General features: G+C 70.1%; 9 protein-coding genes. 8 read left to right on the top strand and 1 reads right to left on the bottom strand.

Translation table 11 applies throughout. The annotated features are described in order from the left end of the window. Positions 1–16 precede the first annotated feature (16 nt). Genes ABMY26_RS05900 through ABMY26_RS05875 form a run of 6 tightly spaced genes read left to right on the top strand, consistent with a single transcriptional unit; the run spans position 17 to position 7,829 of the window. Positions 17–1,189: a glycosyltransferase gene (locus tag ABMY26_RS05900; protein WP_372394555.1), complete on the top strand. Its 1,173-nt coding sequence runs from the start codon at positions 17–19 to the stop codon at positions 1,187–1,189. Next, the gene (locus ABMY26_RS05895) at positions 1,186–2,163 is read left to right on the top strand and encodes a glycosyltransferase family 2 protein (RefSeq protein WP_372394554.1); all 978 of its coding nucleotides are present in this window, start codon (positions 1,186–1,188) and stop codon (positions 2,161–2,163) included. The genes ABMY26_RS05900 and ABMY26_RS05895 overlap by 4 nt, the downstream gene beginning before the upstream one ends. After that, positions 2,160–3,689 carry an O-antigen ligase family protein gene (locus tag ABMY26_RS05890; protein ID WP_372394553.1) on the top strand — a complete coding sequence of 510 codons (1,530 nt, stop codon included), beginning with the start codon at positions 2,160–2,162 and terminating at the stop codon, positions 3,687–3,689. Before ABMY26_RS05895 ends, ABMY26_RS05890 begins: the two co-directional genes overlap by 4 nt. Further along, the gene (locus ABMY26_RS05885; protein WP_372394552.1) at positions 3,674–4,861 is read left to right on the top strand and encodes a glycosyltransferase family 4 protein; all 1,188 of its coding nucleotides are present in this window, start codon (positions 3,674–3,676) and stop codon (positions 4,859–4,861) included. The genes ABMY26_RS05890 and ABMY26_RS05885 overlap by 16 nt, the downstream gene beginning before the upstream one ends. Then, the gene (locus ABMY26_RS05880) at positions 4,858–6,123 is read left to right on the top strand and encodes a glycosyltransferase family 4 protein (protein WP_372394551.1); all 1,266 of its coding nucleotides are present in this window, start codon (positions 4,858–4,860) and stop codon (positions 6,121–6,123) included. Before ABMY26_RS05885 ends, ABMY26_RS05880 begins: the two co-directional genes overlap by 4 nt. Then, entirely contained in the window at positions 6,120–7,829 is a 1,710-nt protein-coding gene (locus ABMY26_RS05875) for a hypothetical protein (protein ID WP_372394550.1), read from the top strand. The genes ABMY26_RS05880 and ABMY26_RS05875 overlap by 4 nt, the downstream gene beginning before the upstream one ends. Before the next feature lie 37 nt (positions 7,830–7,866). Here the strand turns inward: ABMY26_RS05875 and ABMY26_RS05870 are convergent, their stop codons facing one another. Further along, positions 7,867–9,075 (bottom strand): glycosyltransferase family 4 protein, encoded by a 1,209-nt coding sequence (locus tag ABMY26_RS05870; protein WP_372394549.1) that lies wholly within the window; start codon positions 9,073–9,075, stop codon positions 7,867–7,869. Positions 9,076–9,417: 342 nt separating this feature from the next. On the opposite strand from ABMY26_RS05870, the gene ABMY26_RS05865 reads away from it, so the two are divergent. Beyond that, positions 9,418–12,168: a carbohydrate-binding domain-containing protein gene (locus ABMY26_RS05865; RefSeq protein WP_372394548.1), complete on the top strand. Its 2,751-nt coding sequence runs from the start codon at positions 9,418–9,420 to the stop codon at positions 12,166–12,168. Between the two features lie 730 nt (positions 12,169–12,898). After that, positions 12,899–13,693 (top strand): LuxR C-terminal-related transcriptional regulator, encoded by a 795-nt coding sequence (locus tag ABMY26_RS05860; protein ID WP_372394547.1) that lies wholly within the window; start codon positions 12,899–12,901, stop codon positions 13,691–13,693. Positions 13,694–13,724 lie beyond the last annotated feature (31 nt).

The following is a 13,724-nucleotide window of genomic DNA, read 5'->3' as shown; positions in this document are numbered from 1 at the left end:
TCCCGGAGGACCCACCATGAAAGTCGCGATCGTCCATTACTGGCTCGTCGGGATGCGCGGGGGAGAAAAGGTTCTGGAAGCCCTGTGCGAGCTGTATCCGGAGGCCGACGTCTTCACCCATGTCTACCGGCCGGAGCGCATCTCCCCGGTCATCCGCCGCCACCGGGTCACCACGACCTTCATCGACCGGCTGCCGATGGCGCACCGCATGTACCAGAAATACCTGCCGCTGATGCCGCTGGCGCTGGAGCAGCTCGACCTCAGCGCCTACGACCTCGTGATCAGCAGCGAATCCGGCCCGGCCAAGGGCGTGCTGACCCGGCCCGACGCGCTGCATGTCTGCTACTGCCACACGCCGATGCGCTATGTGTGGAGCGGCTATCACGACTACCTGTCCTCGGCCGGGCCGCTGGTGCGCCCGCTGATGCCCTACGCCATCCACCGGCTGCGGCAATGGGATCTGGCGACGGCGGCGCGGGTCGACCGCTTCATCGCCAATTCGGCGACGGTGGCGCAACGCATCTGGCGGGTCTACCGCCGCGACGCCACCGTCATCCACCCGCCGGTGGAGACGCTGCGCTTCGCCGCCGCCGAGCCGCCGCCGACGGCGGACGGGGACGGCCATTACCTGTTCGTCAGCCAGCTGGTCGCCTACAAGCGCGCCGACGTGGCGATCGAGGCCTTCAACCGCATGGGCCGCAGGCTGGTGGTGGTCGGCGAAGGCGAGGAGTACCGCCGGCTGAAGCAGATGGCCGGCCCGACGGTCGAGCTGCTCGGCCATTGCTCCGCCGACGAGCTGGACCGGCAGTATGCCGCCTGCCGCGCCCTGGTCTTCACCGCCAACGAGGATTTCGGCATCGTGCCGGTCGAGGCGATGGCCGCCGGCCGGCCGGTGCTGGCGCTGAACCGCGGCGGCGCCACCGAGACGGTGAAGGACGGGCTTTCCGGCCTGTTCTTCGACCAGCAGACACCCGAGGCGCTGATCGGGGCGGTCGAACGCTTCGAGGCGCAGGAACACCGCTTCGATCCCGCGGCGATCCAGGCCCACGCCGCCCGCTTCGACCGGACGGTGTTCAAGACACGGCTGCGCGAAACCATCGACAGCTGGATGCATGGCGAGGAGCCGTCGCTGGCGCCGGCCAGGGCCACCGTCACCGACGCCCGCGGGCGGGAGCTGGCCCCGGCATGAGCGAGCGCACGGCCATGGCACAGCCCGCCAACTCCCCGCTCCTGAGCGTCACCGTGATCGTGCCGACCTACCGCCGGCCGGACCGGCTGGCCGGCTGCCTCGACGGCCTGGTCCGGCAGACGCTGGCGCCGGTCCAGGTGATCGTCACGGTGCGCGACAGCGACCCGGCCTCGGCGGATGTGGCCCGGCGCTATGCCGGGGCACTGCCGATGCAGGTCGTCGGCATCGCGGTGCCCGGACAGGTCGCCGCCATCAACCGCGGCATGGACCATGCCCGCGGCGACATCGTCGCCATCACCGACGACGACGCCGTACCCCATCCCGACTGGGTGGAGCGGATCGAGGCGTGGTATCGCAGCGACCCGCGGATCGGCGGCGTCGGCGGCCGCGACCATGTCTACCACGACGGCGTGCCCGAGACGGGGACCGCGACGGTGGTCGGCCGGCTGCAATGGTTCGGCCGGGTCGTCGGCAACCACCATCTGGACATCGGCGCCGCACAGGACGTCGACGTTCTGAAGGGCGCCAACTGGAGCTTCCGCCGGACCGCCATCGACGGCCAGCGGCTGAACACGCGGCTGCGCGGCAGTGGCGCCCAGGTCCGCAACGAGGTGGATTTCTGCCTGCGGCTGTCGCGCCGGGGCTGGCGGCTGGTCTACGACCCGCTGGTCGCGGTCGACCATTTCCCGGCGGTCCGCTTCGACATCGACCAGCGCGGCGCCGGCCATTTCCACCCGCTCGCCCAGGAGAACGCCACCTTCAACGACACGCTGGCGCTGATGGCCCATTTCGGCCCGGCCAACCGCGTGGTCTTCGCTGCCTGGGCGCTGTCGGTCGGCACCTGCGAGTTCCCGGGCGCGGCACAATGGGCGCGGCTGGCCCTGCGCGGCGACCGCCATGCCGGGGCGAAGCTGCGCGCCACCCTGCGCGGCCGGCTGGCCGGGATGCGCGACTGGCGGGGGGCGCCGGCATGAGCCTCGCCACCGCGACACCCGAGCTCGGCGGCGCCGGGTATGGAGCAGCCGGCCATGCCACTTCCGGGCTGCCGTCCATCGCCAGGCTGGCGCCGACGCTGTTCTGGGTCCTGGTGGCGCTGCCGGTGCTGATGGGCAAGGCGGGGCTGCTGGAGATCGTCTTCCCGGTCGGCGCGCTCGCCACCGGCGCGCTGCTGGTGACGCGCGATCCCGCCCGCTTCGCCGCCTTCACCTGGTGGCTGTGGTTCCTGACGCCGGAGGTGCGGCGGCTGGTCGATTACCAGGCCGGTTGGAGCGTCATCAGCCCGGTCATGGTGACGCCCTTCGCCGTCGGCGCCATGACGTGGCTCGTGGTTGCCCAGTACCTGCCGATGCTGCGTTACCGCGCCTATTTCGGCTTCGTCCCGGTGATGGCCGGGCTGTTCTACGCCTATGTCAACGGCATCTCCCAGGCCGGCATGGCGGCGGCGACCTTCGCGCTGCTGAACTGGCTGGTCCCCGTCACGCTCGGCCTCTATGTCGCCCTGCACTGGCCGATCTACCCGCAGATCCGCGACGCCGTGCTGCGCGCCTTCGTGCTGGGGCTGACGCTGGTCGGCGGCTATGGGCTGATCCAGTATTTCGTCATGCCGCCGTGGGACGCACGCTGGCTGATCAATGTCGGCATGACCAACCAGGGCATGCCGCTGCCGATGCAGGTCCGCGTGTTCAGCACCCTGAACTCGTCCGGCCCGCTGGCCTTCCTGCTGGTGACCGGGCTGGCGGTGCTGCCGGCCGCGCGTGGCATCCTGGTGCCGGTCGCCGGGGCGCTGGCGCTCGGCTCGCTGATGCTCAGCCTGGTGCGCGCGGCCTGGCTCGCCGGGCTGTTCGTCTTCGTCTGGCTGCTGCTGACCATGCCGGGACGCCACCGGGTCCGGCTGGTCGCGGTGGGCATCGGTCTGGTGCTGTGCTCCCTGCCGCTGCTCAGCGTGCCGCTGGTCAACCAGGCCATCGTCTCGCGCTTCGACACGCTGAACTCGATGGAGAACGACCGCAGCTACCAGGAGCGGCAGGAGTTCTACGGCCGTTTCCTGATCCAGGCGCTGACCGAGGTGCGCGGCGCCGGGCTCGGCACCGTCGACACCGCGACCAAGCTGACCAACGAGGACGGCCAGCTGGGCGTCATGGCCTATTTCGACAGCGGCATCCTGCGCGTGCCCTACGAGCTGGGCTGGCCCGGCACGCTGGGCTACGTCGTCGGGATCGTCGCGCTGATGGTCGGGCTGCTGCGCCGCGGCGGCGCCCCGCCCGACCCCTTCGCCCGCTGTGCCGAGGCGGCGGCGCTGACGATCCTCGCCTGCATGGTGTTCGAGCACACGCTGGTCAAGGTCACGGGCGTCGGCTTCTGGTTCTTCCTGGGCATGGGCATGGCGGCGAAGAACCACGGCCTCGCCAGCCGGCTGGCGGCGCAGGCGCCGGCCCTGCTCGCCAACGATCTGGGCCCCAACGATCCGCGCCGGAAGGACGAGCAATGGACGGAAGCCTGATTTTCCCCGGATTCCTGCCGGAAGAGATGCGGGAGGCCAGCGTGCTCCAGCTCGGGCTGGGCTGGTTTCCCGAAACCCATGGCGGGGCCGAGAACGTCTTCTACCACCTCGCCCGCCATCTGCCGCGGCAGGGAATCGCGGTCGACGGGCTGGTGCTGGGCAGCATCCGGGCGACGCTGGACGGAGGCGCGCGCATCGACAGCTTCGCCCCGCCGACCGCCTCGCTGCCGCGGCGGCTGGCGGCGGCGCGGACGGCCGTCGCCGGGGCGCTGCGCCGTCAGGCGCCCGACCTCGTCGCCTCGCATTTCGCGCTGACCGCGGTGGCCGCGCTGCCCGCCCTGCGCAACCGGCCGCTGGTCGTCCATTTCCACGGGCCCTGGGCGCTGGAAAGCGCGGCGGAAGGGGCCGGCGCCCTGTCGGTCAGGCTGAAATTCCTGATCGAGCGGCTGGTCTACGACCGGGGATCCCGTTTCATCGTGCTCTCACGCTCCTTCGCCACCCTGCTGGCCGACCGCTACGGCGTGCCGCCGGAGCGCATCGACCGGGTGCCCGGCGGGGTCGAGGCCGACCGCTACGACCTGCCCGACAGCCGGCGCGACGCCCGCGCCCGGCTGGGCTGGCCGCAGGGACGGCCCGTCGTCCTGACCGTGCGCCGGCTGGTGAAGCGGATGGGGCTGGCCGCGCTGGTGGACTCCATGGCGGAGCTGCGCCGCCGGGTGCCCGACGCGCTGCTGGTGGTCGCCGGCCGCGGGCCGGAGGCCGCGGCGCTCCAGGACCGCATCGGCGCGCTGGGGTTGGAGGACCATGTGCGGCTGCTGGGATTCGTGCCCGACGCCAACCTGCCGCTGGCCTACCGCGCCGCCGACCTGTGCGTGATGCCGTCGCAGGCGCTGGAAGGCTTCGGCCTGACCGCGCTGGAATCGCTGGCGGCCGGCACGCCGGTCCTCGTCACGCCCATCGGCGGCCTGCCCGAGGTGGTGGAGGGGCTGGACGGCGACCTCGTGCTTGCCGGGACCGACGCCCGCGCCATCGGCATCGGCGTGGCGGAGGCGCTGACCGGTATCCGCCGCCTGCCCTCCGCCGACGCCTGCCGGTCGCTGGTGCGGACCCGCTTCGACTGGCCGGTCATCGCCGCCCGCACCGCCGCCGTCTATCGCGGCGCGCTTTCATGAGCACCATCGTCATCCTCTGCGACCACGCCCATCCCGGCGGCGGACTGGCCAAGGTCGCCATCGCCGGGGCGGTCGGGCTGGCGCGGCGCGGCCACCGGGTGCAGTTCTTCACCGCGGTGCCGCCCATCGATCCGGCCCTGCCGGCCGCTGGCATCGCCGTCCATTGCCTGGGGCAGCCCGACCTGAAGGGCAACGCCGACCGCGTCCAGGCGGCATTGCGCGGCCTGTGGAACCGCGAGGCGGCCCGCGCGCTGGAAACGCTGCTGGCGTCCTGCCCGGCCAACGACACGGCGATCCACATCCATGGCTGGGCCAAGGCGCTGTCGCCCAGCGTCTTCCCGGTATGCCGGCGGTCCGGCCTGCCGGTGCTGCTGACCCTGCACGACTATTTCCCGCTCTGCCCGAACGGCGCCTTCTTCGTCTTTCCCGAAGGCACCAACTGCCCGCACCGGGCGCTGTCGGCCGGCTGCCTCGCCACCGACTGCGACGCCCGCGCCCAGCATCACAAATGGTGGCGGGCGGCCCGCCATGCCGCGGGCGCGCTGTCGGGCGGCTTCACCGGCGGCATGGCGCTGCTGACGCTCAGCGGCCGCCAGCGCGCGGTCATCGCCCCCCATCTGGCGCCCGGCACCGTCACCCTGCCGGTTCCCAACCCGGTGGAGGTGGAGGATCGCGGCCCCGCCCCGGTCGCCGCCAACAGCCGCATCCTGTTCGTCGGCCGGCTGTCGCGCGAGAAGGGAGCCGCCCTGCTGGCGGAGGCGGCGGCGCTGGCCGGCTGCCCGGTCCGCTTCGTCGGCGACGGCGAGGAGGCCGAGACGGTCCGCCGCCTCAACCCGGACGCCGAGCTGGCCGGCTGGCTGCCGCCCGACGCGGTGCAGGAGGAAATCCGGCGGGCGCGGGCGCTGGCGGTGCCGTCGCTGTGGTACGAGACCTTCGGCCTCGCCGCCTACGAGGCGCTGGCCAACGGCGTCCCCGTGGTCGTCAGCGACAATTGCGCGGCGGCCGAAGCCGTGCGGCCGGGCGGGAACGGCTTCCTGTTCCGCAGCGGCGACGCCGCCGACCTCGCGCGCTGCCTGCGCCTGCTGGCCCATGGCAGGGAGGCGGCGCGGATCGGCCGCCAGGCCCATGACGGCTATTGGCGCCACCCCTTCACGCTGGACCGCCATCTCGACCGGCTGGAGGAGATCTACCGCGCGGCGCTCTGCGGCGGCCTGCGCGCGCTCGCCCATCTCGACGGCCCGGCGCGGGCCTGCGTTCCATGAGCGTCCCCATCGGCCGCCCCCTCAGCCGCCGGCTTCTTCTCCTGGCCGCCGCGCTGGCGCTGCCGGCGGCGACCGGCGCCACGCCGCGCCGCGGCCCGCCGGACACTCCCATCCCCGCACCGCCGCCCAGAACCGGCCCCGCCCTGTCGATCCGCGACCGCGGCGCCATCGGCGACGGGCGCAGCCATCCGCTGTCGGAACGCTACAAGAGCCTGGAGGCGGCACGCCGCGTCCATCCGCACGTCCGCTCGCTGGACCAGGAATGCGACTGGGCAGCCCTGCAGGGCGCGATCCTGGAACTGTCGCGCTCCGGCCAAGGCGGCACGGTGCTGGTGCCGCCGGGCCATTACCGGCTGGACAGCGAGATCGTCCTGCCCAACCTCGACCGCTACGACGACGCCTTCAACGAGGTGGAGATCGTCGGCGCCGGCATGCGCGCCTCGCTGCTGTCCTGGCCGGACGATCTCGGGCCGGGCCGTTTCGCCATCCGGGCCGGCAGCCGGCAGGGGAAGGGTACGGGCGACCGCGACGGCTACCAGCGCAGCCGCATCGCCCATCTCGCCCTGCGCGGCCCGAAGCCCGGCAACCGGCCGGGCGATGCGCCGCCGGGCATCGGCGGGGTGGCGCTGACCTCGCGCGTCCTGCTGGAGCGGGTCGGGGTGTTCGGCTTCCGCGCCGGGGTCGACGTCTGGCGCGACCATTCCTCGCTGATCTCCTGCCAGCTCACCAAGAACCACATCGGCGCCTACTGGTCGGCGGGAACCGAGAGCTTCGGCGACCATCTGTTCCTCGACACCGACCTTGCCGGCAACACGCTGGCCTCCATCGCGGTGGCGCCGGGGAACGGCATCGACCATTCCAGCTTCATCTCCTGCCATTTCGGCTTCTCCCCCTACGGGATCCTGGCCGAGTACGGGGCCGAGTACGGGGCCGAGCACGGGGCGGAAGACGGGCCGGCGCAGCGCACCTTCCTATCCAACAACAAGTTCCTCGACTGCGCCTTCGAGGCCTGCGGCAACGGCTGGATCCAGGGGCCGATGGCGGAGATGTTCGGCAACAGCCTGATCGGCTGCAGCGGCTCGCTGCTGCCGGACTACCGGCTGGCGAAACGGCCGGCCGCCGGGCTGATCGTGGTGCGGACGCTGGAGCGCAACCAATTCACCGGCGGCACCGCCAGCTTCGGCGACGGCACCAACGACCGCGCCGCCGACATCGAAACCGCGGCCATCGTCGCCGGCAACGCCGTCGGCAACCGGTTCGAGGATGCCGAGCGGCTGATCCGCCTCGGCCGCGACGGCCTGGCTCCCGCCCTGGCGGTCGCCGGCACCTGCCGCGCCAACCGCTTCGAGGCGGTGGACTGTTCGGGGGAATTCCGCAAGGTCGGCACCGGCGGCGTCGATGCCGGCAATCTGGTGCAGCGCGACTACGACCGGGTCCGCCGGCTGGAGCCCGAGCGCCCGGCCGACGGCGTCGCCCTGACCTCAGCCCCGGCCGGCGGCATCGTCCCGGTCGCCACCGCCGGCATCGCCCCGGTCGGCAAGACCCGCGGCGCCATCCGCATGGGCGCGGTGCTGCGTCCCGGCGGGGCCGCGTCGATGCGGGTCGACCCCGCCCCCGGATCGGGGCCCCCGGTCGGGATCGCCACCGTCGACGCACCCGCCGGCAGCGACAGCGTGACGGTGGAGTTGCGGCTGGAATTGCGGTGAGGACGGGGCCAGGGGTAGAGCCGGAGTTGCCCCCACCCTAACCCTCCTCCGCTGGGCGGGGAAGGGGACTGCCGGCGCCTCCCGCAGATGCGCCAAGCGCCCCCACTGCTGCCCCCGCCTCCTCCACCAGATCGGCATACAGCCCCGCCGTCACCGACCAGTCGTGGCGTTCGGCGACGCGGCGGCCGGCCTCCCCCATCCGGCGACGGAGCGACGGATCCGAGGCCAGCCGGTCCAGCGCCTGCACCAGCGCCGCATGCGCGTCCGGCTCGTCCAGGATCACCGCCGCCCCGTCCTCCAGCAGCCAGCCGGCGCCGGCGAGCCGCGTGGTGACCACTGGCAGGCCGCTCGCCGCCGCTTCCAGCAGGACGAGGCCGAAGGGCTCGTAGCGGGTCGGGAAGACGAACAGGTCGGCCGCCCGCATCAATGCCGCCACGTCGCGCCGGTGGCCGAGGAAGCGCACCCGCCCCTCCACCCCGAGCGACCGCGCCAGCGCCGGGAAGGGGCCGCCGCGCTCGTCCCCCACCACCGCCAGCGCCAGGCCGGGCACCTCGGCCAGGGCGCGCAGGACGCCGTCCAGGTTCTTGCGGTCGCTGCGGGCGTCGCCGACGAACAGCGCCACCGGTCGCCCGTCGGGCAGGCCGAACAGCGACGGATCCGGGGATCCGGGCCGGAACTCCGCCACATCGACGCCATTGTCGATCACCCGCAGCCGGGCCGGGTCGACGCCGTCCCGGCGCAGCTCGTCAGCCACCGTGCGCGACACCGCCACCAGCCGGCCGCTGCGGCGGAAGCTCCAGCGCTCGAAGCCGGTGTTCAGCAGGGTGTAGAGCGCCCGGTAGAGCGACAGCGGCGAGACCGCCTTGCGGATCGGATGGGCGGGCGAGCGCAGCCAGGCGGAATGGACGAAATGCACCGCGTTCACGTCCGAGCGCGCCCAGCTGACGAAGCCGTTGACCAGCACCCGGTCGAGGCCCCGCCGCCTTTCGCGCGCCAGCGCCCGCCCGGCCCGCCAGGCGAACAGCTGGTCCTTGGCCAGTTGCGTCGGCACCCCTCCGCCGTCGACCGGCACCCAGCGCAGGCGGGGATGACCCGCCAGCTCCTCCGCCACCTCGCCGGCGATGGCGACGACCTCATGGCCGCGGCGCAGCAGTTCCTCCACGACGACGGCGTTCACGCGGCCCTGCCCGTCATGGCGGACGATCTTCTGCGTCACCACGGCAATGCGCATGGGGGCGATCCGCATCGGAGTAGCTCCTGCTCGGCAGTATCGGCGGTATCGGCGGCGGTTCACGCCGAAGTCGACCACAAAGCCGCGCCGCACACCAAACAAACGAAAGACACCGAAGCCGCTCAACAGGATTAAGACTGCCGCTGTCGATCCAAGTCTTTCAGTGACTAAAGCATTCGCAGAATCAAGATCGATTTTTACGGAAGAGTCAAAGATGAGTCAAAGTGATGTCTCATCATTATCCCTCTCAATATCGGCGACAACATGTCAAGACTCCCGAACGAACAGGGTAATCCGATCGATACGGTTAACCCGTCATAGTCCTTGATTAATCTTTGGTTAATAGGAGTCGCACCGATGGCGAGCACCGAGTCCAATCTCATCGATGTCACCTTTGCGATCGACGCCTGGGGACAGGCTGCGGGCGGCATCTGGCCGCATCTGGCGCTGAAGCTGGACGGCACGACCATCGGGCAGGCGACGGTGAGCAGCGGCAGCGTCGGGCGCTACACCATCAGCGCCAAGGTCGCCGCCGGCAGCGCGCACAAGCTCCAGATCGTCTACGACAACGACGGCACCGCGAGCGGGGCCGACCGCAACCTGTTCGTCCGCGCCGTGTCGGTGAACGGCACGCCGATTGCCGCGACCGATCCGTCGGTGACCTACGACAAGGGCGCCGTCGACGGAAAGGACGTGGTGAAGGGCCAGGAGGCAATGTACTGGGGCGGCGCGCTGAACGTTGCCCTGCCGGCCTCGCTGTTCCCGGCCGCCGATGCCGTCGCCGGCACCCCGGCCGCGACCAAGGCCTACAGCGTCGTGGTCAACGCCTGGGGCAAGAGCGCAGGCGGCGTGCCGCCGCATTTCAAGCTGCTGGTCGACGGCAAGGCGGTCGGCGACGCCAAGGTGGCCGCCTCCTCCCAGACCGCCTACAAGTTCACGGTCGACCTCGACCCGAGCGTGGCGCACAAGATCCAGGTCCAGTACGACAACGATGCCGTCGTCAACGGCCAGGACCGCAGCCTTTACGTCGGCTCGGTCGTCGTCAACGGGCACAGCATCGCCTCGACCGCGGCCGGGGTCAGCTATGACCGCGGCGCGCTGGACGGCAAGGACGTGATCGCCGGCCAGCAGGGGATGTGGTGGAACGGCACGCTGAGCGTCCCGGTCACCAAGGACATGCTCGCCGGCGGCACGACCACCACCCCGACGACGCCGACCACGCCCACAACCCCGACGCCTCCCGCCACCACCCTGCCGAAGAACGACCACAACGCCAGCGCCGGCGTCAGCAGCGACCGGCCGCCGCTGAAGTCGGACGTGTCGACCATCTCCTGGGGGGCCGACCGCGGGCTGGCGCCGCAGCATCTGTTCTGGGACTCGGTGCCCGACTATGCCAGCGCCTCCCACCTGAAGGAGACGCGCGACGTCGCCGCCGACCATCTGGCCGACGGGGTGATGCCGCTGATCGGCCTGCAGCTGTGGGAGGACACCTTCGAATATTCGCAGACCGGCGGCGAGTTCGCCAATCTCGGCGGGCACAAGGCCTGGGTCGCCTGGGTGAAGGCGCATCAGCAGTATCTGGGGCGCGACGCCGACGGCAACATCCTCAATGCCGACAGCGGCAACCCCTCCGGCTGGGGCTATGTCAGCCCGCTGATGCCGCTGGACGCCAAGGACGCGCCGGCCGGCTGGACCGGCGGCACCGCCCATTACGCCGACTGGATGGCCGACAAGCTGGGCCGGCTGTCCGCCCTGACCGGCACCCGCGGCTACGAACTGGCGGACTTCTTCGACGGCAGCCCGCATTCCGGCGTGATGGACTTCTTCAATTCGCGCATGATCGCCGAGTTCAGCAGCAAGACCGGCATCAAGGTCGCAGGAACCACCCTGGCGCAGCAGGCCTCCGACATCGTCGACAACCACCCGACCGAATGGCTCGATTATTTCGTCGACGGCTGGGCCTACAGCTGGAAGGCGCTGGACGAGGCGATCGTCAAGAACACCGGGAAGGCGGCCTGGCTGACCACCCAGGTCTCCTTCACCCCGGCGGCGATGCGGGAATTCGCCGGCGTCGATGCCCGGGTGATCGCCGAGACGATGAACGAGGATGACATCCTGTTCAATGTGCAGACCCTCGAGCGCTTCGAGATGCAGCACAAGCAGGCGCCGGCCTCCTACGAGCAGGCGATGCTGGGCATCCATGCCGCCCGCGCGCCCGACGCCCATTTCGGCCACATGATGTCGTCGTCGGAGGACGATTATTGGGGCGCGGTCGACAGCCTCTATACCGGCGTCAGCGGCACGGTGCGCGAGGAACTGGGCTGGGGCCGGCTGGAACAGACCTGGATGCAGAGCGGCTGGACCATGATCGCCGACGACCAGGGCGGCGTGCGCCGCGCGGCCGAGCAGTGGTCGCGCAGCTATCACGACTGGGGCGAGGTGAAGCAGCCCTGGCTCGACATGCTGCGCGACATCGTGCCGACCCGCCCCTTCGGCCCTGCGCTCTATTACAGCGCCAATGCCGAGAAGGCGATGAACGCGCTGGAGCCGGCCGGCAACTCGATCGGCAACGCCTATCTGGGCGAGCTGCTGGAGCCGATCACCAAGCTGCACGATGCCGGCGTCACCTTCGGCTATTACGTCAGCGACGCCGCCCTGCCGTCGATGACCAAGGCCAGCGCGCCCAGCGCCTGGATCATCCCGCAGGCGACCTACGAGGGACACAACCTGTTCAGCGACGCCGAGATCGCCGCGCTGAAGGCCAAGGCGCCGGTGCTGATCGGCGACGAGGCGCTGAACTACCATCACCCGCTGACCTTCACCGACAAGGATCCGGATGCCCAGATCACCGGCTACGGCTTCTACGACCAGAAGGACCGGCTGATCGTCGTCGCCTCCGACCGGGTGGACTTCAACGACACCGCGTCGCGCAAGGCCGTCGCCACCCATGTGGAACTCCAGCTCGCCAACGGCCACTACACGGTCCAGGACCTGATCCACAACACCACCCAGGGCTTCGACGTGGTCGATGGCGTCGGCGGCTTCGACACCTCCATCGCCCGCTGGGACACCGGCGTCTACGCCATCACCCACGACATGGCGGCGTAACACCGGTTCCGGAAGGCCGGCGCCTTCCAAAGGCGGCATCCGGGATGGGGCCCCGCTTCGGCGGGGCTCCGTTTTCGTTTGCATGTTCAACGAAAATTCTGCTGGCGCTCTCTGTTTAAGAGTCTATATTATCACTGAAGCTGGAGCAGGCAGCCGACAGCATCCAAGTCTATATTTCTAATATAAATTGTTTGTAAGGAATTTTTTTCTTCTTTATGTTCCGATATCCTTTGGCTTATTTCTTCTCGAACCCTCTCCTTAAGGCTTCGCCCAGCAGGGAAGACCCCATTTCTTCGGGGTATCTCTTCCAATTTCTTCCCGCAAGAACGCCTTATTACAGTCGTCCTTCTGACGAAGGGCACTGCCCGAGCGGCATGGAATTGCCTCCCTCTGACCCTGGAAGCATTCCAAAAGTGCAGCAGACAACGCCGTGAGTGCCGGATCATAGTTTGATCTAAATTCGATTGGACGGTCATCGGCCGACAGATACGGCGTGCATCGTCCGTCGATTTCGCTCATCGCGCCGGCTCAGCGCGGCGGCAAGGCAAAGGTGCAGTCACGACGGCTCGAACGGGGAGCCGAAGGTTGTCCGCCGGACGGCAGAATCCGGCAGGCCTTGATCGTCACGCACCGTTACCGCCAACGCCGGGCGCAGCGTCCTGGGGAGGAGGCCTTGCGGTCTGGCCACGCGATGTCGCCCGCCGAACGTCTATTCTTGGGGGAGACGGACATGCCCAATCGCATTCGTGTGATTGTACACAATCAAAGCCGATTGCTGCGCGAATCCATCCTGAACATTCTGGACGATTGCTTCGAAGTCATCGATCCGCAAAGCCGCCTGGCAGGGCTTGCACCGCATCCGATGTGGAACGGGCGGGTGAACGGCGCGGGCGAGCGCCGTTCACCGGGCATTCCTGTCGGCGGCACCGGCGGCGGCGTGGCCACGCTGGAACCGGACTCCGGCGCCGGACGGGCGGCGGACATCGTGCTGTTCGACCTCGCCTCCCTGAAGACCGACGCCTGGAACTTCCGCAACTGGTACGGCGAGCAGGCCAAGCTGGCGATGATCGCCGACGAGTTCTCCGCCCATCACATGCGCATGGCCCTGCGCTTCGGCGTGCGCGGCTATCTGCTGAACCGCATGGCGCCGTCCGCCTTCGTGCTGTCGCTGCGCCTGATCCATGCCGGCGAGCCGGTGGTGCCGGAGGAATGCTTCGAGTATTTCTCTCCCACCGCGATGCGCCGCGGCGGCGAGGATGGCTCCCTGCCCCAGCACGAAACCGAGCTGCTGGGCTATCCCGGCCTCTATCCGCGCCACGCGCGCATCCTGAAGCTGATCATGGACGGGTGCAGCAACAAGGAGATCGCGCGCGAGATGCTGATGACCGAGGATCTGGTCAAGCTGCATGTCCGCCACATCATGCAGACCATCAACGTCCGCAACCGCACGCAGGCCGCCCTGTGGGCCGCCCAGAGCGGCATCATCCAGGAGATGGAGTATTTCCTGGAGCGGACCGTGCCGTAGGTAGCGCCGGGCAGGCCCCCCACAAAGCCTC

This window comes from Azospirillum sp. HJ39 (assembly GCF_041507355.1).
GTDB lineage: Bacteria > Pseudomonadota > Alphaproteobacteria > Azospirillales > Azospirillaceae > Azospirillum > Azospirillum thiophilum.
This window is presented reverse-complemented; position numbering and strand designations above follow the sequence as displayed.

Coding starts and splice junctions, on each gene's coding strand:
- ABMY26_RS05900 (WP_372394555.1), top strand. CDS start 17: ATGAAAGTCGCGATCGTCCATTACTGGCTCGTCGGGATGCGCGGGGGA.
- ABMY26_RS05895 (WP_372394554.1), top strand. CDS start 1,186: ATGAGCGAGCGCACGGCCATGGCACAGCCCGCCAACTCCCCGCTCCTG.
- ABMY26_RS05890 (WP_372394553.1), top strand. CDS start 2,160: ATGAGCCTCGCCACCGCGACACCCGAGCTCGGCGGCGCCGGGTATGGA.
- ABMY26_RS05885 (WP_372394552.1), top strand. CDS start 3,674: ATGGACGGAAGCCTGATTTTCCCCGGATTCCTGCCGGAAGAGATGCGG.
- ABMY26_RS05880 (WP_372394551.1), top strand. CDS start 4,858: ATGAGCACCATCGTCATCCTCTGCGACCACGCCCATCCCGGCGGCGGA.
- ABMY26_RS05875 (WP_372394550.1), top strand. CDS start 6,120: ATGAGCGTCCCCATCGGCCGCCCCCTCAGCCGCCGGCTTCTTCTCCTG.
- ABMY26_RS05870 (WP_372394549.1), bottom strand. CDS start 9,075: ATGCGGATCGCCCCCATGCGCATTGCCGTGGTGACGCAGAAGATCGTC.
- ABMY26_RS05865 (WP_372394548.1), top strand. CDS start 9,418: ATGGCGAGCACCGAGTCCAATCTCATCGATGTCACCTTTGCGATCGAC.
- ABMY26_RS05860 (WP_372394547.1), top strand. CDS start 12,899: ATGCCCAATCGCATTCGTGTGATTGTACACAATCAAAGCCGATTGCTG.